Genomic DNA, 21,803 nt, shown 5'->3' on the forward strand with positions numbered 1-21,803 from the left:
TATGGGAGAAAATACAGAAAAAACACGTTACAGCGACGTTGAGCTTCAAGAATTCAAAGGCATTATTCTTGAGAAATTGAGAATTGCTAGAGAAGAGCTTGATGCATTGACCAAAACTTTGAGTGGAGGTAATGCCAACGGAACAGATGATACCGCAGGTACTTATAAGACGTTAGAGGATGGTTCAGCTACATTAGAGAAAGAGCAAACAAATCAATTAGCTGCTCGTCAAAGAAAGTTCATGGACAATCTAGAAGCTGCCCTTGTACGTATTGAAAATAAAACTTACGGCATCTGTAGAGAAACAGGTAAATTAATTCAAAAAGAGCGTTTGAAAGCTGTTCCTCATACTACTTTGAGTATTGAGGCAAAAAACAAGCAATACTAAACACGAAAATTAAAAAGCGAAAAATAGCCTTTGCAATGCTTATATTGTAAAGGCTATTTTATGAAAATAATATGAAAGGCTATACTAAACCCTTAGTTCTAATTACGATAATCCTATTAATAGACCAAATCTCTAAGTTTTGGGTGAAATTAAATATGACCATTGGTCAAGATTTCCATATCATTAGTGATAAAGTATTAATCCACTTTATCGAAAATCCAGGAATGGCCTACGGCATGGAATTCGGTGGTGAATATGGCAAATTATTTTTAACAGTATTCCGTATTATTGCCGTTTGCGGTATTGGTTACGGATTACATTATATGATTCAGAATAAATACAATCGTGGTTTTATTTTAAATGTCGCTTTGATATTTGCTGGAGCCGTTGGTAATATAATTGATTCAGTATTTTACGGTGTTATTTTCAGTGAAAGCACTTATTTTGAGAAAGCCTCTTTATTTCCAGAAGCTGGTGGATATGCATCCTTGCTTCATGGCAAAGTCGTAGATATGTTTTATTTTCCATTAATAAATGGAACTTTCCCAACTTGGTTTCCAATATGGGGTGGCGAAGACTTTCTGTTTTTTAGACCTGTTTTTAATGTAGCAGACTCCGCTATTTCAGTAGGTGTATTCCTAATATTAATCTTCCAGAAAAGATATTTCAAAGAAGAACATCAAGAAAAAGAAACACCTCATAGTGAAATTCGCGAAGACTAAAACAAAGGGCTAGACATTGAAATCTAGCCCTTTGTTATTATATTTACCACTAACTACATAAGTTTATGAAAAGACATTTTTTCCTCTTCACAGCACTCCTATTTTTATTAAGTTTTAAACTTAGCGCACAGGAAATTGAAATCAATAGGTTGAAAAAACACATCTGTTTTTTGGCAGACGACAAAATGAAAGGGCGTGCTACAGGTTCTAAAGAACTAGCAAAATCTGCTAAATATATCGAGAAAGAATTCAAAAAATACAAGTTGAGACCGCTGGGAACAAAAGGATACAGACAAGCCTTCGAAGCTAAAGTTCGTCGTGTCATTGTGCCAGATAGTATTCGACATGCTGAAAATATTATTGGTTTTTTAGACAATGACGCGCCTTACACCATTGTTGTAGGTGCACATTACGATCACCTTGGACACGGTGATTTTGGTGGAACTCGAGATACTTCCCATATTGGACATATTCACAATGGTGCAGATGATAATGCTTCTGGCGTAGCTGGATTATTGGAATTAGCAAGATATTACAGCACCAACAAGGTTAAAGAGAAATTTAATATTCTATTTATTGCTTTCTCAGCTGAGGAATTAGGGCTAGTTGGGTCTAGATATTGGACAGAAAACCCCACTCTCCCGTTGGAAAAAATCCACTGGATGCTCAATATGGATATGATTGGTCGCTACAATCCAGATAATGGGTTAGCAGTGATTGGTTATGGCACGAGTTCTAAGTTTCCAGCTATATTTGATGGTGTCACCAGCAGTATCAAATTCAACAAAAGCAAAGACGGAAATGGTGGATCGGATCAAACTTCTTTTTATAAGAAAAATATTCCTGTACTATTTTTTCACACTGGTGGTCATGATGATTACCATAAAGCCACCGATGATGCGGACAAAATTGATTATGAAGCTTTGAAGGCAATATTAGAATTGGAAATAAAAGTAATTGATAACTCTATGTTGCAAGACAAAATGGATTTTATCTGGACAAATTAAAATATGCGTGTACTACTAACTGGTTCTAATGGATTTTTAGGCCAAAAATTTTCCGAAAAACTTTCTGAATATATCGAAATAAAAGCTGTCTTAGGTATTTCAAAATCTGAAAATAGAAATCCATATTTAAATGCCGATACATTTCAACAGTTGGATCTGTTGGATTATGAAGCTTTGGAAAAAGCTATCATAAATTTTCAGCCTACTCATATCTTACACACTGCAGCATTGACTAGTGTGGAACTGTGTGAACAACAACCTGAATTGGCGCAAAAAATCAATGTCGAATTACCAAAAAAGTTAGCAGAGACTTGTAAAAAACTATCTATTCATTATACTTTTCTGTCTACAGATTTTGTCTTTGATGGAAAAAATGGCCCATACAAAGAAACAGACGATATAAGAGCAACAAATGAATATGGGCAAAGTAAAATTGACGCAGAAAAAGCTATCTTATCTAACAATGAGGGAACCGCTATACTTCGTACAATTTTGGTTTATGGTGCTATTCCAGACAAAAACCGAAGCAATCTCGTGCTTTGGGCAAAGAAGCAATTGGAAAATGGAGCAAGTATAAAAGTAGTTTCGGATCAATGGCGTATGCCCACATGGGTAGATGATTTAGCGGATGCTTGTTATTTAGCTATGCAAAAAAACGCCTCTGGAATTTTTCACATTTCAGGCAATGAAATGATGAGTGTCTTAGAAGCTGTAGAAAAATTAGCTGACACGTGGAACTATGATAAAACGCTCATCACCCCCATTACAGCGGCTGAAATTGGTCAGGCTACAAACAGGCCCCGCAAAACTGGATTTATATTAAATAAAGCTGAACAAATATTAAGTTATAAGCCTACACCTTTTGTTGTATCTTTGCACAAAATCGAAGAACAGTTAAAAAAATATAATAGCTAGATGGAAGCAAAAAAAGCACACGAATCCTATACCGAAATGAATGAGTTGGTATTGCCCAACGACACCAATACATTTGGAAACTTAATGGGTGGAAGACTATTGTATTGGATGGATATATGCTCAGCTATGGCTGCACAAAAACATTGTAGCAATGTGGTAGTGACAGTTTCGGTGGATAATGTATCTTTCAAACGTTCTATCAAATTGGGTGAAGTGGTTACCATTCAAGCTCAAGTAACTCGTGCTTTCAATTCATCTGTCGAAGTACGTATGGAAATATTCGCTCAAAATCTTCCAAAAGGAACGAAAGAAAAAAGTAACGAAGCCTATTATACTTTCGTAGCACTAGATCCAGAAGGAAAACCAAAAGTAGTACCTGAATTAATTCCAGAAACGGATAAAGAAAAACAACTTTTCGAAGAGGCATTACAACGTCGGGAGTTGCGCTTAATACTAGCAGGAAAATTAAAACCCGAAAATGCACCCGCGTTAAAAAATATAGTAGGACTTTTCGATCACAAAGGATAAAAACCATAAAGCCTTAGCAGACTAGCTAAGGCTTTATGGTTTTTATGTATTGCCTAATTCCACAATGCGATCAAACTCTTCTGGCTTCAGTGGCATGACTGATAGTCGACCTTGTTTGACTAAAGCGACGTCTTGTAGTAATTCGTCTGCTTTAACCATTTCTAGTGTAACAGGCTTTTTAAATGTTTCCACAGGTGCCAAATCTACGACTACCCATCTTGGATCTTCGGTAGTAGGATCCTGGTAAAACTCCTTCACCACTTTTGCCATTCCCACAACCTCTTTACCTTCATTACTGTGATAAAATAAAACCAAATCTCCTACTTTCATCGCTTTCATATTATTGCGCGCTTGAAAATTGCGAACACCATCCCAAAAGGTTTGACCATCCTTATTGAACTGTTCCCAACTGTATTTGAATGGTTCCGATTTTACTAAAAAATAATTCATTTTAAAAAGTCAAAAGTTAGAAGTAAAAAATCTATGAATTAGCCTTGTTGCTCTAGAACTTCCATTTTCTCCGCGAAATGCGCACAGTAATCACGCAAATCACCAATTACCTTTTCTGCCATTGGATCACCTCCCGAAGCACGTAAAAATGAATCACCCATAGTTTGCATTGTCTCATAGAAGAAACGCTTCATTTCATCGTAAGGCATATCCTTTGTCCAAAGATCGATACGCATGGAATTTTTATATTGTGCATCCCACAAAGCCAAGAACATTGCTTTCGCAGGCAAAGATTCTTCGTTTTGTCCATCTGTAGATGACCAATTTATAGTATCTGGCACATTGTTTTCATCCAATGCTACGTTCAATTTTATTTCTGCTGTTTTCATTTACTGTAATTTCAATATAATCATCAACATTCCTACAATCAGTATGAAAGCGACTTGCAGGAACCACACTTTTTTCATATCCTTAAATATTAGCCTGAAAGCTAAGTCAACTAAACTAATCACCACGACCAACAACAATAACCATCCCCATGAAAAAATCATTTCTTGGTCGGATTGCCATTCTGAAATAATCCAAACCAATATGACGGCCAATGTGATATTTAAGGGTGTAAATTTCACTGTTAGGTATTTTTAAATTTCTTTCCCTTTTTCTTCACACCATCCTTATTCACAGGTTGACGTTTTAATTTTCCAGCTTTTTTCTTCGCATTGATACGTCTAGTCTCTTCAATTTTAGCGGCGTGCTTTTTCTCGTGGAATGCACCTTGATAATCTGGATTATCCTTTTTCTTTTGGTTATCAATCTCACGAGCGATAGCTTGACGCTCTTCATAAGGCGTTTTCTCCACAAAAACATCTTCTGGTAATTCAGCCACAGGAATAGACTGTCTAATTAATTTTTCAATCTTCGCCACATAATACATTTCGCTTTCATTTGCGAATGTAATAGAATCACCTTTTTGGAAAGCACGTCCCGTTCTACCAATTCTGTGTACATAGTCTTCGATAATAATCGGCACATCAAAGTTGATAACATGACTCACATTGGATACATCCAATCCCCTAGCCGCAACATCGGTAGCTACAAGAAAACGAATTTCACCAGATTTAAAAGCATTTATAGAGTTAATACGTGTATTCTGTCCTTTATTGGCATGAATTACGCGTACATTTTCAGCGCCATATTTTCGTTCCACAAAAGCATACACATTGTCCGCTACTTCTTTTGTCTTACAAAATATAATCACACGATGAAAGACTTCATCATTTTGGAACAAATGCTGTAGTAAATTAATTTTAGTTTTAAGATTTGGTGCGTGATACATAACTTGGGACACACTAATTGCTGGCGTTGCTTGTTCTGTAACTTCTATCACCGTTGGGAAAGCAAGAAAGTCTCCAGCTATCTTGCGAACCAATTCGCTCATTGTCGCTGAGAAAAGTAAGTTTTGACGCTTACGCGGCACCACTTCAAGAATACGATGTATTTTGGAAATAAACCCCATATCCATCATCTTATCCGCTTCATCCATCACCAAGAATTTCAGTGATTTCGTATTGATATGACCTTCTAAATATAGTTCCAAAAAGCGACCTGGTGTAGCTACGATAATATCGCAACCTTTTTCCAATTGTTCTTTTTGTGTTTTAGGACCTAAACCTCCAAATAATAATACCGTACGTAAATCTAGATAGGTAGAATATGTTTTGATACTTTCTTCGATTTGCATCGCGAGCTCACGCGTAGGTGTCAATATCAATGCACGAGGGTCATTGCCTTGAGCGTATTTCAACTTCATCAACATAGGCAACACAAAAGCGGCAGTTTTTCCTGTTCCAGTTTGTGCAATACCCATCACGTCCTGCCCTGCTAGGATAGGTGTAATAGCTTTTTGCTGAATTTCGGTAGGTACTTCATACCCAGCCTCGGCTATTGCATTAAGTATTTGTTTATTGAGTTTGAAATCTTCGAATGATGCTTGCATCCTGCAAAGATAGGCAAAAGCTCCGACTATCTTCGGTATAGAAAATCTATAAAAAGTAAAGTTTCACGCTATTGAAATTTTGTTTTACGAATGATTAAAACCAATTTTGCTTTAATTAAAAGAAAATTAGATGAAAAAATTTGTAGTATTAGTAGTACTGTGTGTTACGAGTCTTGCCGCAATGGCGGACGAGGGTATGTGGTTCTTGATGCATCTCAAACGTCTCAATGAGGCTGATATGCAGAAAAAAGGTCTTAAATTGACTGCTGAAGAAATTTATAGTATCAATAATTCTAGCCTTAAAGATGCTATCGTGCAGTTCAATGGCGGATGTACAGCAGAAATTGTTTCCAAAACAGGTTTGGTGTTCACCAACCACCACTGTGGATACGGTGCTATCGCTGAATTATCAACAAAAGAAAATGATTATTTAACAAATGGTTTTTGGGCAAAAAATAATGCAGAAGAACTAAAACCGAAATCTCTTTTTGTACGATTCTTTGTACGTATGGATGACGTTTCTAAACGCATTTTGGGCTTAGTAAATGATTCTATGTCCGAAAAAGAACGCAATACAATCATTCAGCAAGAGATTGCAAAAATCGAAAAAGAAAATTCAGAAAATGGTAAATACATTGTAAATGTACGTTCATTTTACAATGGCAATGAGTTTTACTATTTTGTATACCAAGATTATCACGATGTACGTTTAGTGGGTACGCCACCTAACAGTATTGGTAAATTTGGTGGTGATACAGACAATTGGGAATGGCCACGTCATACAGGTGATTTTGCTGTTTTCCGTGTTTATGGAGATAAAGATGGTAATCCAGCTGCTTACGCAAAAGAGAATATTCCCTTGAAACCTAAATATCACTTACCGATTAGCTTGAAAGGTTTTGAAGAAGGTGACTTCTCGATGATCTTAGGTTATCCAGGTCGTACCAACCGTTGGATGCCTGCTGCTGGTATTGACCAAAACGTAAACTTTGCTTATCCAGCTTGGGTAGAAGCTTCAAAAGTTGGTATGGATGCAATGAAACGTCACATGGACAAAGACCAAACGGTGAATATTAACTATGCATCAAAATATTCTGGCGTAGCCAATTATTGGAAAAACCGCCAAGGAATGATCGATGCATTGACGAAGCATAAAACATCTGCAACGAAACGCAAAGCAGAGAAAAAATTCAACAAATGGGCAAATAAACCGGCTAATAAAGCACAGTACGGCGATGTAATTAAAACTATCGAGGATTATTACGCGGCAACTAATTTGAAAGCAAGACACGACAATTACTTAATCGGTATGATTCGTTCGTCTACGTTTGCAATGTTACCTTATTCATTGGGTAATGGATTGGCACAGTATGCTGCTTCTAATGAAGCGAAACGTCAGGAAATGGCACCTCGCTTGGAAGATTTCATCGCAGATAATTACGATAAAGCTTATATTCCATTAGAAATTGATGTATTAGTTGATGAATTGAACTTGTACGTTGCAAAAGGCGGTGATAATATTGCGCCGTATATTGAGGAATTGGCTAATCAAAACAACAATCAATTTAATGGAGTTATTAAATCAGCTTTCGAAACTAGTATTTTTGGTTCTAAAGAGAAATTAGCGGAATTCATCGCTAATCCAGATGCTGCTACGTTGCAAAATGATCCATTATTCAAAATTTCCAAAGATATAGCGGACAAATACCGCGAAAAAACGGATGAGCAACAATTAGCTGATGATAATTTCCAAGCAGCTCACCGCAAATATATTGCAGGTTTCTTAGCACAAAATCCCAAAGCTAAATACTATCCAGACGCAAACAGTACGTTGCGTTTGACGTATGGAACAATTCGTGCATTACCAAAAGATCCACGTAACGATGCGAAAATCAACAACTACACCACATTAACAGGAACTATAGAGAAGTACAAACCAAACGACGAAGAATTTGACTTACCTAAAAAGTTAATGGAGCTAGAAGAGAAAAAAGATTATGGTCGCTACGCGGACAAAGCAGGTTATATGCCGGTGAATTTCTTATCAGATCAAGATATCACTGGAGGTAACTCAGGCTCACCGGTATTGAATGGAAATGGTGAGCTGATAGGTATTGCATTTGATGGAAATATTGAAGCAATGGCAGGCGATGTGATATTCGATCCAAAATTACAACGTACGATATCAGTTGACATTCGTTATGTGTTATTTATAATAGATAAGTACGCGGGAGCTCAAAATATTATAAATGAGTTGACGATTAGGGACTAAATTTCTACAAAATCACCTTTTTTTTGCTAAAAAGTGTGATTTTGTTGTTTTTATGTTTTTATGTTTTGTATATTTATTACATCTTAGTATATAAAATAGAACTAAATTATATTTAATAAAAATGGAAAACTACACAAAATTAAAAGAACTAGTAGCTTCTATCGAAGCTGACGCTGAAAAATTCTTCAACAACGGTAACTCAGCTGCGGGTACTCGTGTACGTAAAGGTTTACAAGAAATTAAAACTTTAGCGCAAGATATTCGTAACGAAGTTACAAATAAGAAAAACGAAGGTAAATAATCTTTGTATAACGTATTAAAAAAGAAAAGGCTCACCGAAAGTGAGCCTTTTTAATTATAAGGAATACTTTTATTTTACATTAATGCTAATCGAATTACATAATCAACAGTAGATTTATTTAAGTAATTACTAAAAGCATCTGACATCATTTTAGCAATATCTCCACGACTCATCGTTTTCACTTTCGTATTTTCAACAGCTTTCTTATCCAGAATAACATTATTCGTAATTTCAACTTTAGAAGCAAAGTATGATACGTGTTGACTCGGAACTACCAAACCTAAAATCAATCCTGGCAAACCATTAATCGATTCAGGTCCCCCATCTATTGGTATTTCATTTGCATAAAAGCCAATGACATATGTTGAATCTTCAGTTATTCCATTCGCACGTCTACAGTTGTATCCCGCAATTTCACGATACTCGTCAGTTATTGTCCATTTCACTTTCTTTAAAGTATCTTGAATTATAACTTTTTGTCCAATCAGATCATTATATCTTTTATATTCATTATTGGATAAATTTGAATACGTCGTTGCTTCAAAATCTAAAGCTAACATCATGATTATTTGTTTCATCATAGGATCTAAATCCTGTTTTTGAGATTCAAATAGCGTTTCGTTACCCTTGAATTTAAGTGATTTTTTCAACACAATATTTTCAGGTACGCGCGGTAACATAGCGGTCATCTGATTTTTTTGTGCTTCATCCGCTTTTTCTATAAATTGTTTGCGAAGTATATTTTTGGTATACATAGTCTTATCATAAAACACCGTTCCTTCTTCAGCAAACATCGCATATTGCGCATGAGCAGAATAACCAGCTCCCAATAAAAATATGGTAAGTATATATAAGTATTTCATTTCTCTGTATTTATTATTTAACAAACATTTTCGTAAAATCCCAAGACAATTTCAACATATAATAGCGTTGTATTGTATCAAATCTTCTTTGCATAAAAATCGAATTGGACTGCATACGTGAGTAGCCTATATTCTGGTTTAATACGTCATTAATAACAAAATCTAACACTAAAGATTCGTTTTTCAAGAATTTCTTACTCACACCTGGATGAATCAAAAAGCGTTCTATTTTCTGATCAAATGCGGCTGTAGGAGCTTCATATGAGTAATCATAATTTGTATACACTTTGAAAGTTTTTGAAAGGAAATATTCTAAACTTCCTCCAGATGTGAATACAAAACCATTGTTGTCTTGTTCTGGACTTAGATTCGACTTCATTTGACGGTATTGAGGCGTAAATCTTGTCGAGAAATTAAATCCTGTTTTTGTTTGTCTTTGGATTTCATACGCCAAAGAATAGCTTTGTGTGTTTACTTCATTTGCATTTCCATCAACAAAATTGTGGCTTCGTGATATTGAAAATACTGGCGAAATTGAGTTATCTAATACCAGATCCTTATTTAATCGGAAATGATAACCTGCATACGCACTCAAATCCATATTATTCTTTCCATTCATGTTGTCCCAACGGTAATAATTCACACCATTATCTGTAGTGATATTTTGGACGATAGGATCTTTTGTACTATTAAATGTACCTCCAATATATTTGAACTGATTGGATAAAATATTGAAACTATGATAAAAACCTTCAATTCTATTAGAAAACGATGGATTTAAATTCTCATTACCAATATATTGGTTCAATTGATCCGAGTTATTCAAGATTGGTTGAATTTGATTCAATGCTGGCAACTGATTTTTACCATTATAAGATATACGTAAATTTTTAGAAGTCGAAATTTTATAGTTTGTAACTAAACTAGGGTTATAAGTAAAGAAATTTCTTTCCAGCGACTTATTTGAATAATTATTTACCTGCTTTAATTGATCGTCATTGAAATTATTAGTCAAATTAGCTGTTAATTTCTCTGTATTATAAATTAATGCAAGTTTATAATTGTTGCTAAATCTATTATAATCGTAATTACTACTGAATACTTCGTCCAAATCATCGTATTTATTAGTAGCTGACTTATTAAATGATTCTAACAAAGATTCATTTGCTACACGCGTAATATCATAACCTACAGAAAGATTGAAAGCTTTGGACAATGGCTCCGAATAAGTTACACCGCCTTTGAAAGATGATAAACGTTGATCTGTTGTTTTGTATTGATCTGTTACTGTTGTATCCTTCGATGTACTAATATTATTTACTAATATAGAATTCAAAAAACCTTGACCTGTAGTCTCTTCATTACTAGCTCCAACATTCAATGATAATGATCTACCAGCTTTCATAAATTTCTTTGTATACAAAGCTGAAATACCCAAATTATCAATTTTGTGATCTTTTTCTTCATCACTTGAGTTACTTGACATTGGATTCATATTACTAGCAGAATTTTGAGATTTTATGGTTTCATTACTCCATAACATTTTTTTAGATGCATTTGCAGTAATTAAAAGTTGATTTAATGAATCAATTTTAGTGTCTAATCTAAAATTCACGCGATGTTGATCATTATCAGAATCAACACGTTTATTCTGCGTACTATTTATGACACCAGACATAATAGTCTCTTCATTACCATCAGCCTGAAGTTTACCATATTTGTAGCTCAAATTCAATTGGTACTTATCTTTTTTCCAACGGTCATTGAAATTTACACCTGAATTAATGACGCGAGGAATACCTATAACACCTTGCCCAGAAAAAGGATCGTTCACCACCATGACACCTCCTTCAAAGGATGCATCCATATCGATGCCATATTTTTGCGCATCTTGCCAATTCATCGATGTAGTTCCATTATTACCAAAAAGCCCGTAAGCAGATAATTTTTTAGAGCCTTTGAACATGTTTAACATCAATTGCCCCATATAATATTCATCTGTACCAACCCCTCCTAATGCTTTACCAAACATACCGTTCTTTGCATCATCTTTCAATTGCACATTGATCGTTTGCTCACGTACACCATCGTCTACGCCTGTCCGCTCAGCTTGATCTGATTTCTTTTCAAAAACTTGAACTTTGTCCACCATATCTGAACGAAGATTGCGCGTTACCAAAGTTGGATCATCACCAAAGAACTCCTCTCCATCAACCAGTACCTTTTTCACGGTCTTACCTTGTGCTGTAATATTTCCCGATGCGTCCACTGTTATACCTGGAAGAACTTTTAAAAGGTCTTCTACTTTAGCATTCTTTTCTACAGTAAATTGAGAAGCATCATATTCGGTGGTATCGCCTTTAATCGTAATTGCTGCTCTTCTCTTAACAACAACTTCTTCGATCAGGTGTGCTACACTAGATAATAGAATCTCTCCTAAATCAGTCTTATTATCTGAAGCTTTTACTTCTTGGATAAAATCTGCATATTTAGGATAAGATATCATCACGAGATGATCGCCATTAGCAGGTTTGTTAAATTCGAAATAGCCATTTTCGTTTGCTCGTGTGTAGTCAACCAAAAGCGAATCTTTTGATTGAACCAACATGATTGAAGCATTTTTCAGTTTCAGTTTGTCTGTAATATCCAATACTTGACCTGTTATTTTGTTTTGTGCTTGGCTACTGACCACAAAACCAAAAAAGGTCAACAGCAATAGGAAAATTCCCTTCATAAGTATTTAGTTAAATAATTTTTAAATAAAATAGATTGGTGTTTTTGCATATTTAGGTACAAAGAAAATATTCTAAATTGATTTATTCGTATGAAATATTGTTAATTATTTATTATCATCGGTGAAACCCTACCTTTTATCGGTAAAATAGCTTAATACAATTTCAAATGTTTTATGACTATTTAGTTTCCATCACAACAAAAGGTTATTAAACAAATAATCCCTATTTTTGTAAAAACATTTTTCAAATGCAAAACATCAAAGAATATGTAGAAGCGAACAAAGATCGTTTCTTAGAAGAATTATTTGAATTATTGCGCTTTCCATCAGTAAGTGCTGATCCTCAATATAAAGAAGGCGTACTAAATACAGCTGAATTTGTAGCTCAAAAATTAAAAGATGCAGGTGCAGATAATGTAGAAATCTGTCCTACAGCAGGCTATCCTATTGTTTATGGTGAGAAAATTTTTGATACTTCTTTACCAACGGTATTGGTATACGGTCACTACGACGTACAACCTGCTGATCCATTAGAATTGTGGGACACACCTCCATTCGAACCTACAGTACGTGATGGAAAGATCTATGCGCGTGGTGCTGCCGATGACAAAGGTCAATTCTACATGCATGTAAAGGCTTTCGAATACATGGTTCGTGAGAACCAATTAGCATGTAACGTAAAATTCATGATTGAAGGTGAAGAAGAAGTTGGGTCAGAAAATTTGGGAATTTTTGTAGCAGCAAACAAAGAACGTTTGAAAGCTGATGTAATTGTAATTTCAGATACGTCAATGATCAGCTTAGAAACTCCCTCTTTAGAAACTGGTCTTCGTGGTCTTTCTTATGTAGAAGTAGAAGTGACTGGTCCAAACCGCGACCTTCACTCTGGTGTGTACGGTGGAGCTGTTGCAAATCCAGCTACTATTCTTGCTAAAATGATTGCTTCTCTTCACGATGAAAACAACCACATCACGATTCCCAATTTCTACGACGATGTAGTAGAGTTAACTCCAGAAGAAAGAAAAGCGTTAAACGAAGCTCCTTTTGATATCGAAGAATACAAAACAGATTTAGGTGTTGCAGATGTATGGGGTGAAGAAGGTTATTCTTCTATCGAACGTACAGGTACACGTCCTACATTAGAGGTAAACGGTATTTGGGGTGGTTATATTGGCGAAGGTGCTAAAACTGTATTACCTTCTAAAGCATACGCGAAGATCTCTATGCGTTTGGTTCCAAATCAAAATTCGGAGCGTATTACGAAGTTGTTCAAAGATCATTTTGAAGCTATCGCACCAAAATCTGTAAAAGTAGAGGTAAAACCGCATCATGGTGGTGAACCAGTAGTAACTCCAACAGATAGCATCGCCTACAAAGCCGCGGAGAAAGCTCTTGAAGTAGCATTCAATAAAAAACCTATTCCTACACGTGGTGGTGGATCAATTCCAATCGTAGCTTTATTTGAAAAAGAATTGGGTATCAAAACTGTATTAATGGGATTTGGATTAGACAGTGATAACCTACACTCTCCAAACGAGAAATATGGTATCGAAAACTATTTAAAAGGTATCGAAACTATTCCTTTGTTTCACAAATACTACGCTGAATTAAGCAAATAATTCAGTTTTAAAATATCATAATTTAGTAGGTCTAGCATTTCTAGACCTATTATTTTTTGATATATTCGTTGCTATTAATCTATACTTACTCATGATTTTATGCCGAGAATATTAAGAAAAACACATACCTTTCTTTACTTAGGAGCTGTAATACTGTTTTTTATTCCTTTCTATCCATTTCTATACTTTTTCACGCGAAAGCCCAACAAATATTTCAATCAAATCGTATTCTGCCGAAAATGGATCAGCCTATTATCGACAGCTATTGTAGGTATCCGGTTCCAAGTTGAGTACGAAGAAGAATTAGACTGGAGCAAACCGTACATCATTTGTCCAAATCATACCTCCATATTAGATATCACCGCGCTTACTTTCCTTTGTCCACAGCCCTTTTCTTTTATGGGAAAAGTTGAGCTGCTAGATAATCCAGTGACTGCGATGTTTTTCAGAAGCATCGATATCACGGTAGATCGAAAAAGTAAAATTTCTGCATTCAAAGCATTCATAAAAGCAGATGAAAGATTGAAAGAAGGAAAATCCATTGTCATATTCCCCGAAGGGAAAATTGATGATGAATATCCGCCACAACTGCATGAATTCAAATCGGGCTCCTTTCGATTGGCCATTGATAATAAAATTCAAATTTTGCCTGTAGTCATAAAAGATGCTTGGCGTATATTGTGGGATGGGGGAATGACTTACGGTTCTAGACCCGGAGTCGTGCACATCAAAACTCTTAAACCAATTGACACAGAGAAACTTACAGAAGCGCAATTAGACGAATTACAACATTACGTATACGATAAAATGAAGCGCGATTGGTTAGAATCTAATCCGCTTTAAAACCTAAAAAAAAGAGACTTTCCACATTAATGTAATTTCGCTGCTATTTAACTTGCTTTTATTAAATATTATATTATTTTTGCGAAAAGTGAAATTTAAAATTGTAAGACTATGTATTGGACTCTAGAATTAGCATCACACTTAGAAGATGCACCATGGCCTGCAACAAAAGATGAATTAATCGACTATGCAATTCGTTCTGGTGCTCCTGTAGAAGTAATAGAAAATCTTCAAGCTTTGGAAGATGATGGCGAGCCTTACGAAAACATCGAAGAGATTTGGCCGGATTACCCAACAAAAGATGATTTCTTTTTTAATGAAGACGAGTATTAATTTAGAATAAAAATCGCACTATTAATTAGTGCGATTTTTATTTTTTATCCCAAAATGCTCTGGGATTAATAATTTTGTTAAACGATTTTCAATTACCTTTGTCTTTATTAGAAACAACAGGTATGCAAAAATCTTTAGGCATTTGCTTATTCATTATTTTAATTGCAAAAATTAATTTCGCTCAAAATTTCCCTATTAGGGATAAGTCTAGTAAATCTACGCTTAGCATCCAACCTAAAATAGGCTACTCAATATCCAAAACATCATTTAATATTTCAGGAAATGAATCCGGCAAGAACCCGAATGTTCTTTCCGAACTCATTTGGGATCCAACCAACGCTTTGGAATATGGGATAGAAATGAAATTATCCCATAAAAAGTTCGTTTTAAACGGGGAAATCCTTTTAAATAAAACCTTGAGTGGTAACGTAACAGACTTTGATTATGATGGTGATAATCGTACACAATCTTACACACAATTATATCTTAGCAATCACAAAGGCACAGGTCATTCCATCAAAGTTCAGCCTGGGATTGACTGGAGTACGCAAGAAAACCTATCCTTCGTCACCTACTTGAGTTTTAATCATTCCAGTCGTAGTTTGTATTTATTAAACGATAAAAATTGGAGAAGCAATGATAGAAACTATTTACCTGGACTCAATTCGTATTATAAATATAAATTCCCTAATTATGGAGCAGGTATAGCTATGGATTATGGGTTTAACGAAAATTGGTCAACACAAATAACAGTTGAAGGTTATCTTTCCAAATATTACGCATATGGTAACTGGAATTTGATTGAAGACTTCGAAAAACCTATTAGTTATGAACACAAAGGAAATGGCAAAAAGATATTCACAACTGTAGGACTATCTTATGCATTATCACCAAATACTCGTATAGGGCTTCAATATAATTTGGGGCATTTTAACGTACAAAATGGTAAAGACTACCTTTATCATAAGGTCGATGGTGTACTTAGAACGCGATTGAATGATGCCAATGAAACAAAACATTCATTACTATTGAATATAAATTATAAACTACCATTGAGCCATTAGACTCACACATTAATCCTTTCTCATCTTTCGCAGTCGAATCCTAAAAATTAAACTATGCGCATAATTTTATCCATTCTATTTTCTATACAAAGCATTTTTCTTTTTGGGCAGAACCAAGATTCAATTCCTACAAAAGAGCATGATTTGCACATCCTAAAAAACTTTATTCACGATTTGGCAAATGATGAAATTAGAGCAGATGTGATATTGAGTAAATATGTCATTATCGAAAATCCAAATGACGAATTATATGATTATTTGGAAGTAAGTTTGGATGAATTGCGTATCAATCTCTTAAGTAAGAAAATTGAGGATATTCAATATATTCCTTTTGCGCAAATGCCGCGCAAAGATACACGTGATATTGATTTGGAAGAATTAGACAGCAATCGAGTTTACTTTTTGCATTACAGAAATCGTCAAGTAGTGGCTCTTTACTTAGCACAAGATAAAATCGCATCATTTACATTGGTTTCTAAAGGAAATAACAAAGCACATTTTGTGTTGTATTAATAATTGATTTTATTTCTTAAATTCAATTATGCAAGTAGAGTTTAAGAAAGAAGAAATTGTTCAACAAGTAATTTCCTTATTTGAAAATATACAGACTTTATCCCACAATCTTAAGGATAGTATTTTCGAATGGACTGATGTTATTACCTTTAAAAAGAAGGAGAAGCTTCTACATATTGGCGAAACCAGTAAATACATATACTTTATTGCTAAAGGAACACTTCGTTCCTATTATCTTGATCAAGGAGGAAATGATAAAACGTCGTGGTTTTTGTTCGAAAATGAATTAGCTATATCTGTCTTTAGCTTTTTCAGCCAGAAACCATCTTTCGAGGCTTTGGAAGCTCTTGAAGAATGTGTACTGCTAAGATTGAGTTTTAATAAATTACAACAGCTATACATTGAATTTCCAGAATTTAACTATATCGGAAGAATATTGACCGAACAGTATTATATTCGCAGTGAAGCTAAAGCCAATGCCTTACGTATGTTATCCGCCAATGAACGATATCAACAACTGTTAGTACAATATCCTCACATTATACAGCGCGTATCGTTAGGCCATATTGCTTCTTATTTAGGTATTACCCAACACACCTTGAGCCGTATTCGTTCGAAGGTTTAATTTTTTGCCTTAAGGCAAATTTAAATCTATCCTTACCATCTAATTTTATATTCTGTCAACAATATCAAGAATATGAAGTTAATAGTTATTATCCCATTAATATTCATTGTGGCAATAGTCATATTGATTGGGAAACCTTCTTTCCATCTTATCAAAACCAAATGGACTGAAAATATTGATAGTCTAACAATTCCAAAAGGGTATACAAATGATGCTAGCCGTCAAAATCTTACAAAGATTGATAGCATCATTCATATTGAGCAAGAAGAAGAAAAGTTTATTCTACAACTTCAATCTATACTCAAATTAGCCAAAGAAAGACGATTGCCAGTATCGATAGCAGGCGGAAAATTCTCTATGGGAGGTCACACGATATATCCGAATGGAATTGTAATTAATATGCTCCCTTATAATAAGATTGTCATAGATACAGTGAGTAATACTATGAAAATAGGTGCTGGAGCAAATTGGAGCCAAGCCATAGTCGAACTAGATAAATGCAATCGATCTGTTAAAGTGATGCAGGCCTTTAGTTCATTTAGCATCGGGGGTTCCATAAGTGTTAATGGTCATGGCTGGCAACCAAATTCACCGCCTATCTCTAGCAGCGTTAAGTCTTTGAAAGTTATGACTGCTGATGGACGAGTAATCTTATGTTCATCAACAGAAAACCAAGAACTTTTTAAACTAATTATTGGAGGTTATGGATTATTTGCTATTATTTTGGAAGCTGAATTGGAAATTGTACATAACTCTTCGCTCCAATATTCAAGAATGACTTTTCCTGCTGAGGAATACTTGAAATATTTTTCAAAATATATCACCAACAATAAAAAAGCAGAATTAGTGTATGGCAGATTAGATATTTCAAAAAAACATTTTCTACAGAATGCAACACTTAATATTTTTTCAAAAACAGATAAAAGACCTAATTCGAATTACAACAGTATTCCTACTGAACTTAAAAGATTAATCTTTAGAGGAACAGTAGATAGTGATTATGGCAAAGAGCTAAGAAAAAGTTTAGAAAATCATGCCTATTCATTTGGAAAAAATCAAGTTTTTACGCGTAATCAATTATTGGATGAGAGCGTTGAACTAATTGAAAACAAAGATTCTTTGTCGGTAGATATCTTGCAGGAGTATTTTATTCCTGATAGAAATTTTGATGCTTTTATCAAAGAAATTAGAGAGGTACTACCGCATCAAAACATTGACTAATTGAATATAACTATTCGCGATGTCGCAACAGATACTATTAGTTTCATGCACTAAGCAAAAGAGCATGTCTATGGTTTTGTCTTTCTATTCAATCAACCGAAAACTGATAAGGCTGAATTAGAAATGATGCAGCTTACCCAGCAACTTACTAAAATAGCTATCAAAAATGAGGGAACATTTTACTTACCATACAGACTGCACAATACTAAAGAATTATTGAAGCAAGCTTATCCACAATCAGAAACCCTCCTTGAATTAAAAAAGAAGTATGATCCGTACGAATTATTTAAGAACAAGTTTTATGAATATTATAAGTAAAATTGGTAAACGAACAATTTTTCTAAAAAATCCTTGACATTGTTGAAAAGATAATATAGATTTGCTTTCAACAATTTAAAAATGAATCAATTTGTATCAAATAAAGCATGGTGGTGGCACAACAATTAACGTTGTGGCAATCCCCTATTGCATAAATTTGTATACAATCAAAATATAATAGGCTTGCCAATAAGGTGAGCCTTTTTATTTGGCAATAACCTAAACTTATAACAAAACAACTATTCAGACCGAATCAATATGAAAGAAATATTAAGGCATTTATTTGAATACAAATCTTTCTCACGTAAGGAAGCATATGAGATCCTAACGAATATTGCGACTGGAAAATACGACACACACCAAATTGCCGCATTTATGACCGCATATGGCATGCGAAGCATACGTGTAGAAGAGTTGGGCGGATTTCGTGATGCGATGTATGATCTGTGTCTGAAAATGGATTTTCAAGGTTATGACTTGATTGATATGTGCGGTACAGGTGGTGATGGCAAGAATACCTTTAATATTTCGACTTTAGCTTCTTTTGTTGTGGCTGGGGCAGGTTATAAAGTCGCCAAGCATGGTAACGTAGGCGTATCTTCGGGATGTGGTTCTTCAAATATAATGGAATATTTGGGTTACCAGTTCAACAACGATAAAGATACGTTGCAAAAACAATTGGATGAAGCGAATATCTGCTTTCTACATGCACCTCTTTTCCATCCTGCGATGAAAACGGTAGCACCAATTCGTCGTGCTTTAGGAATTAAAACTTTCTTTAATATGTTGGGACCATTAACGAATCCAGCAAATCCAAAATTCCAATCTGTTGGTGTTTTTTCTTTAGAATTAGCGCGTCTATATGGTTATTTGTACCAAAATACAGACAAACAATACAGCATTATCCATGCGTTGGATGGGTACGATGAAATTTCGTTGACAGGTGATTTCAAAGTAATTAATAATCAAGGCGAAAGCTATTATTCGGTAGAGGAAATTGGTTTTGAAGCTGTGAAAGCGAAGGAATTAGCTGGTGGTGATAATGTTGAAGAGGCGGCAGGGATATTTAGAACTATAATCGAAGGTAAAGGAAATACAGTGCAAAATAATGTAGTGCTGACAAATGCAGCTTTTGCGATTAAAACTTTCCATCCGGAAAAATCCTTTGGAGATTGTTACTACGAAGCCGAAGAATCTTTGTTAGGATTAAAAGCTTTGGATAGCTTGAAGAAATTGACAAAATAGCTCATTCTTCGACAAGCTCAGCATGACAGTTAAAAACATGAATAAAGAATTAAAAATAAAGGTTTGTGGGATGCGAGATGCGGAGAATATCCATCAACTTGTGACCTTACCTATTGATTATATTGGCTTTATATTTTATGCTAAGTCTGCAAGATTTGTTTCGGGAAAACCTGAGGTTAGTATCCCCTCTTCTATCAAAAAAGTTGGTGTATTTGTCAATACTTCCAAGGAAGAAATAACAGCAAAAATTAAAGAATTTGACTTGCAAGTTGTGCAATTACATGGCGATGAATCACCTGAATTTTGTCAAGAAATTAAAGATTTAGACGTTGAAACTTTTAAGGCTTTTGGGATTGACGAAGATTTAAATTGGCAAAGTATAGTCGATTACGAAGGAAAGGTAAATTATTTCCTTTTTGACACCAAAAGCAAACAGTACGGAGGTACAGGACAAACCTTCAATTGGGAGAAATTAAATGATTATCCGTATAACACGCCTTATTGGCTGAGTGGTGGTATTTCGGTAGAAAACATTGCAGAAGCAGCTAATTTTGAAGACACTAGATTGTACGGTTTGGATTTAAATTCAAAATTTGAAATCGAACCTGCATTAAAAAATATACATTCGTTAACACAAGCAATCTCTATTATAAAATGAGTAAATATCAAGTAGATAGCAAAGGATATTACGGTCCATTTGGTGGAGCTTACATCCCCGAAATGCTGTATCCCAATGTGGAGGAATTGCAAAATCAATATTTGCAAATCATGGATGACCCTTCTTTCAAAGAAGAGTTTGAGCAATTACTAAAAGACTATGTCGGCAGACCTTCGCCTTTGTATCACGCAAAACGTTTGTCGGAACTTTATGGTGCAAATATCTTTTTGAAAAGAGAAGATTTAAACCATACTGGCGCACACAAAATCAACAATACCATTGGACAGATTTTGTTGGCACAACGCCTAGGTAAAAAACGTATTATCGCTGAAACTGGAGCTGGACAACACGGTGTGGCAACAGCGACAGTTTGTGCATTGAAAGGTTTAGAATGTGTGGTGTACATGGGTGAAATCGACATTCAGCGCCAAGCACCAAACGTTGCGCGTATGAAGATGATGGGTGCGACGGTAGTTCCTGCGACTTCGGGTAGTAAAACATTGAAAGATGCTACAAACGAAGCATTACGTGATTGGATCAATAATCCTGTAGATACGCATTATATCATTGGTTCGGTAGTGGGACCGCATCCGTATCCCGATATGGTTGCTCGTTTTCAATCTATTATCTCATTCGAAACAAGAAAACAACTCTTGGAAAAGACTGGAAAAGAAACTCCTGATATCGTGATGGCTTGTGTAGGTGGTGGTTCAAATGCAGCGGGTATGTTTTATCATTTCTTGGATGAAAAAGGCGTAAAAATCGTGGCTGTTGAAGCTGCTGGTCATGGTGTGGATTCTGGTGAATCTGCAGCAACAACTGCCTTGGGTAAAGAAGGTGTTTTGCATGGAAGCCGTCAGATTTTGATGCAAACAGAAGATGGTCAAGTTATCGAGCCATATTCCATTTCAGCAGGTTTGGATTATCCAGGAATTGGCCCACAACATGCTTGGTTATTTAAGTCCGGTCGTAGTGAATATGTTTCAGCTACTGACGACGAAGCGATGCAAGCTGGATTACGTTTAACGAAATTGGAGGGTATAATCCCAGCAATTGAAAGTTCTCACGCGTTAGCGCATTTGGAAAAAATGAATTTCAAAGGCGATGAAACGGTTGTCATTTGTCTTTCAGGACGTGGAGATAAGGATTTAGATAATTATATGAAGTATTTCAATTTATAATATTGCC

At 35.1% G+C, this 21,803-nt stretch carries 23 protein-coding genes; 17 read left to right on the forward strand and 6 right to left on the reverse strand.

Annotated elements, in window-relative coordinates; translation table 11 throughout:
* Window position 1 precedes the first annotated feature (1 nt).
* From FLS47_RS04215 to FLS47_RS04235, 5 genes are all read left to right on the forward strand, one after another.
* On the forward strand, window positions 2-388 hold the full coding sequence (locus FLS47_RS04215; protein WP_149913140.1) for a TraR/DksA family transcriptional regulator: 387 nt from the start codon (window positions 2-4) through the stop codon (window positions 386-388).
* 71 nt (window positions 389-459) lie between these two features.
* Window positions 460-1,110, forward strand: coding sequence for a lipoprotein signal peptidase (locus FLS47_RS04220; protein ID WP_149913141.1), 651 nt, complete (start codon window positions 460-462; stop codon window positions 1,108-1,110).
* A gap of 65 nt (window positions 1,111-1,175) precedes the next feature.
* Window positions 1,176-2,117, forward strand: a complete 942-nt coding sequence (locus FLS47_RS04225; RefSeq protein WP_149913142.1) for a M20/M25/M40 family metallo-hydrolase — start codon at window positions 1,176-1,178, stop codon at window positions 2,115-2,117.
* 3 nt (window positions 2,118-2,120) lie between these two features.
* Window positions 2,121-3,032, forward strand: coding sequence for an SDR family oxidoreductase (locus tag FLS47_RS04230; protein ID WP_149913143.1), 912 nt, complete (start codon window positions 2,121-2,123; stop codon window positions 3,030-3,032).
* Window positions 3,033-3,560, forward strand: coding sequence for an acyl-CoA thioesterase (locus FLS47_RS04235; RefSeq protein ID WP_149913144.1), 528 nt, complete (start codon window positions 3,033-3,035; stop codon window positions 3,558-3,560).
* A gap of 42 nt (window positions 3,561-3,602) precedes the next feature.
* Here the strand turns inward: FLS47_RS04235 and FLS47_RS04240 are convergent, their stop codons facing one another.
* From FLS47_RS04240 to FLS47_RS04255, 4 genes are read right to left on the reverse strand one after another with little or no spacing between them, the layout of a single operon-like run.
* Window positions 3,603-4,010: an EVE domain-containing protein gene (locus tag FLS47_RS04240; RefSeq protein ID WP_149913145.1), complete on the reverse strand. Its 408-nt coding sequence runs from the start codon at window positions 4,008-4,010 to the stop codon at window positions 3,603-3,605.
* A 38-nt stretch (window positions 4,011-4,048) separates the two neighbouring features.
* The gene (gene gldC / locus FLS47_RS04245; RefSeq protein ID WP_149913146.1) at window positions 4,049-4,399 is read right to left on the reverse strand and encodes a gliding motility protein GldC; all 351 of its coding nucleotides are present in this window, start codon (window positions 4,397-4,399) and stop codon (window positions 4,049-4,051) included.
* Window positions 4,400-4,639: a hypothetical protein gene (locus tag FLS47_RS04250; protein ID WP_149913147.1), complete on the reverse strand. Its 240-nt coding sequence runs from the start codon at window positions 4,637-4,639 to the stop codon at window positions 4,400-4,402. It abuts the gene before it with no gap.
* 2 nt (window positions 4,640-4,641) lie between these two features.
* Window positions 4,642-6,006, reverse strand: coding sequence for a DEAD/DEAH box helicase (locus tag FLS47_RS04255; protein WP_149913148.1), 1,365 nt, complete (start codon window positions 6,004-6,006; stop codon window positions 4,642-4,644).
* A 130-nt stretch (window positions 6,007-6,136) separates the two neighbouring features.
* Between FLS47_RS04255 and FLS47_RS04260 the strand changes: the two genes are divergently transcribed.
* Together FLS47_RS04260 and FLS47_RS04265 are read left to right on the forward strand one after the other, a co-directional pair.
* On the forward strand, window positions 6,137-8,278 hold the full coding sequence (locus tag FLS47_RS04260; protein ID WP_149913149.1) for a S46 family peptidase: 2,142 nt from the start codon (window positions 6,137-6,139) through the stop codon (window positions 8,276-8,278).
* A gap of 121 nt (window positions 8,279-8,399) precedes the next feature.
* Window positions 8,400-8,579: a histone H1 gene (locus tag FLS47_RS04265; RefSeq protein ID WP_149913150.1), complete on the forward strand. Its 180-nt coding sequence runs from the start codon at window positions 8,400-8,402 to the stop codon at window positions 8,577-8,579.
* A gap of 74 nt (window positions 8,580-8,653) precedes the next feature.
* Here the strand turns inward: FLS47_RS04265 and FLS47_RS04270 are convergent, their stop codons facing one another.
* On the reverse strand, window positions 8,654-9,442 hold the full coding sequence (locus FLS47_RS04270; RefSeq protein WP_149913151.1) for a GLPGLI family protein: 789 nt from the start codon (window positions 9,440-9,442) through the stop codon (window positions 8,654-8,656).
* Window positions 9,443-9,455: 13 nt separating this feature from the next.
* Complete coding sequence (locus tag FLS47_RS04275) at window positions 9,456-12,176, reverse strand: outer membrane beta-barrel protein (RefSeq protein ID WP_149913152.1); 2,721 nt, start codon at window positions 12,174-12,176, stop codon at window positions 9,456-9,458.
* A gap of 248 nt (window positions 12,177-12,424) precedes the next feature.
* On the opposite strand from FLS47_RS04275, the gene FLS47_RS04280 reads away from it, so the two are divergent.
* The 10 genes from FLS47_RS04280 to trpB all read left to right on the forward strand — a co-directional run bounded on the left by FLS47_RS04280 (window position 12,425) and on the right by trpB (window position 21,796).
* Window positions 12,425-13,795, forward strand: coding sequence for a dipeptidase (locus FLS47_RS04280; protein WP_149913153.1), 1,371 nt, complete (start codon window positions 12,425-12,427; stop codon window positions 13,793-13,795).
* A gap of 99 nt (window positions 13,796-13,894) precedes the next feature.
* The gene (locus tag FLS47_RS04285) at window positions 13,895-14,638 is read left to right on the forward strand and encodes a lysophospholipid acyltransferase family protein (protein ID WP_149913154.1); all 744 of its coding nucleotides are present in this window, start codon (window positions 13,895-13,897) and stop codon (window positions 14,636-14,638) included.
* A gap of 111 nt (window positions 14,639-14,749) precedes the next feature.
* Window positions 14,750-14,971, forward strand: coding sequence for a DUF2795 domain-containing protein (locus FLS47_RS04290; RefSeq protein ID WP_002996718.1), 222 nt, complete (start codon window positions 14,750-14,752; stop codon window positions 14,969-14,971).
* 122 nt (window positions 14,972-15,093) lie between these two features.
* The gene (locus tag FLS47_RS04295; protein ID WP_149913155.1) at window positions 15,094-16,035 is read left to right on the forward strand and encodes a hypothetical protein; all 942 of its coding nucleotides are present in this window, start codon (window positions 15,094-15,096) and stop codon (window positions 16,033-16,035) included.
* A gap of 54 nt (window positions 16,036-16,089) precedes the next feature.
* Window positions 16,090-16,548: a hypothetical protein gene (locus FLS47_RS04300; protein ID WP_149913156.1), complete on the forward strand. Its 459-nt coding sequence runs from the start codon at window positions 16,090-16,092 to the stop codon at window positions 16,546-16,548.
* Window positions 16,549-16,576: 28 nt separating this feature from the next.
* Complete coding sequence (locus FLS47_RS04305; protein ID WP_149913157.1) at window positions 16,577-17,173, forward strand: Crp/Fnr family transcriptional regulator; 597 nt, start codon at window positions 16,577-16,579, stop codon at window positions 17,171-17,173.
* A 72-nt stretch (window positions 17,174-17,245) separates the two neighbouring features.
* Window positions 17,246-18,394, forward strand: a complete 1,149-nt coding sequence (locus tag FLS47_RS04310) for an FAD-binding oxidoreductase (protein WP_223225125.1) — start codon at window positions 17,246-17,248, stop codon at window positions 18,392-18,394.
* Between the two features lie 576 nt (window positions 18,395-18,970).
* Window positions 18,971-19,957: an anthranilate phosphoribosyltransferase gene (trpD, locus tag FLS47_RS04315; protein WP_149913158.1), complete on the forward strand. Its 987-nt coding sequence runs from the start codon at window positions 18,971-18,973 to the stop codon at window positions 19,955-19,957.
* A gap of 37 nt (window positions 19,958-19,994) precedes the next feature.
* Window positions 19,995-20,615 (forward strand): phosphoribosylanthranilate isomerase, encoded by a 621-nt coding sequence (locus FLS47_RS04320; protein WP_149913159.1) that lies wholly within the window; start codon window positions 19,995-19,997, stop codon window positions 20,613-20,615.
* Entirely contained in the window at window positions 20,612-21,796 is a 1,185-nt protein-coding gene (gene trpB, locus FLS47_RS04325) for a tryptophan synthase subunit beta (RefSeq protein ID WP_149913160.1), read from the forward strand. The genes FLS47_RS04320 and trpB overlap by 4 nt, the downstream gene beginning before the upstream one ends.
* Window positions 21,797-21,803 lie beyond the last annotated feature (7 nt).

The sequence above is a fragment of the Sphingobacterium cavernae genome (assembly GCF_008520265.1).
Lineage (GTDB): Bacteria > Bacteroidota > Bacteroidia > Sphingobacteriales > Sphingobacteriaceae > Sphingobacterium > Sphingobacterium cavernae.

Excerpts from the sequence above, each read along its gene's own strand:
- gldC (WP_149913146.1), bottom strand. The coding sequence starts at position 4,399 with ATGAAAACAGCAGAAATAAAATTGAACGTAGCATTGGATGAAAACAAT.
- FLS47_RS04310 (WP_223225125.1), top strand. The coding sequence starts at position 17,246 with ATGAAGTTAATAGTTATTATCCCATTAATATTCATTGTGGCAATAGTC.
- trpD (WP_149913158.1), top strand. The coding sequence starts at position 18,971 with ATGAAAGAAATATTAAGGCATTTATTTGAATACAAATCTTTCTCACGT.
- FLS47_RS04225 (WP_149913142.1), top strand. The coding sequence starts at position 1,176 with ATGAAAAGACATTTTTTCCTCTTCACAGCACTCCTATTTTTATTAAGT.
- FLS47_RS04290 (WP_002996718.1), top strand. The coding sequence starts at position 14,750 with ATGTATTGGACTCTAGAATTAGCATCACACTTAGAAGATGCACCATGG.
- FLS47_RS04275 (WP_149913152.1), bottom strand. The coding sequence starts at position 12,176 with ATGAAGGGAATTTTCCTATTGCTGTTGACCTTTTTTGGTTTTGTGGTC.
- FLS47_RS04270 (WP_149913151.1), bottom strand. The coding sequence starts at position 9,442 with ATGAAATACTTATATATACTTACCATATTTTTATTGGGAGCTGGTTAT.
- FLS47_RS04255 (WP_149913148.1), bottom strand. The coding sequence starts at position 6,006 with ATGCAAGCATCATTCGAAGATTTCAAACTCAATAAACAAATACTTAAT.
- trpB (WP_149913160.1), top strand. The coding sequence starts at position 20,612 with ATGAGTAAATATCAAGTAGATAGCAAAGGATATTACGGTCCATTTGGT.
- FLS47_RS04235 (WP_149913144.1), top strand. The coding sequence starts at position 3,033 with ATGGAAGCAAAAAAAGCACACGAATCCTATACCGAAATGAATGAGTTG.
- FLS47_RS04215 (WP_149913140.1), top strand. The coding sequence starts at position 2 with ATGGGAGAAAATACAGAAAAAACACGTTACAGCGACGTTGAGCTTCAA.
- FLS47_RS04230 (WP_149913143.1), top strand. The coding sequence starts at position 2,121 with ATGCGTGTACTACTAACTGGTTCTAATGGATTTTTAGGCCAAAAATTT.
- FLS47_RS04280 (WP_149913153.1), top strand. The coding sequence starts at position 12,425 with ATGCAAAACATCAAAGAATATGTAGAAGCGAACAAAGATCGTTTCTTA.
- FLS47_RS04240 (WP_149913145.1), bottom strand. The coding sequence starts at position 4,010 with ATGAATTATTTTTTAGTAAAATCGGAACCATTCAAATACAGTTGGGAA.
- FLS47_RS04265 (WP_149913150.1), top strand. The coding sequence starts at position 8,400 with ATGGAAAACTACACAAAATTAAAAGAACTAGTAGCTTCTATCGAAGCT.
- FLS47_RS04220 (WP_149913141.1), top strand. The coding sequence starts at position 460 with ATGAAAGGCTATACTAAACCCTTAGTTCTAATTACGATAATCCTATTA.
- FLS47_RS04300 (WP_149913156.1), top strand. The coding sequence starts at position 16,090 with ATGCGCATAATTTTATCCATTCTATTTTCTATACAAAGCATTTTTCTT.
- FLS47_RS04320 (WP_149913159.1), top strand. The coding sequence starts at position 19,995 with ATGAATAAAGAATTAAAAATAAAGGTTTGTGGGATGCGAGATGCGGAG.
- FLS47_RS04260 (WP_149913149.1), top strand. The coding sequence starts at position 6,137 with ATGAAAAAATTTGTAGTATTAGTAGTACTGTGTGTTACGAGTCTTGCC.
- FLS47_RS04295 (WP_149913155.1), top strand. The coding sequence starts at position 15,094 with ATGCAAAAATCTTTAGGCATTTGCTTATTCATTATTTTAATTGCAAAA.
- FLS47_RS04285 (WP_149913154.1), top strand. The coding sequence starts at position 13,895 with ATGCCGAGAATATTAAGAAAAACACATACCTTTCTTTACTTAGGAGCT.
- FLS47_RS04305 (WP_149913157.1), top strand. The coding sequence starts at position 16,577 with ATGCAAGTAGAGTTTAAGAAAGAAGAAATTGTTCAACAAGTAATTTCC.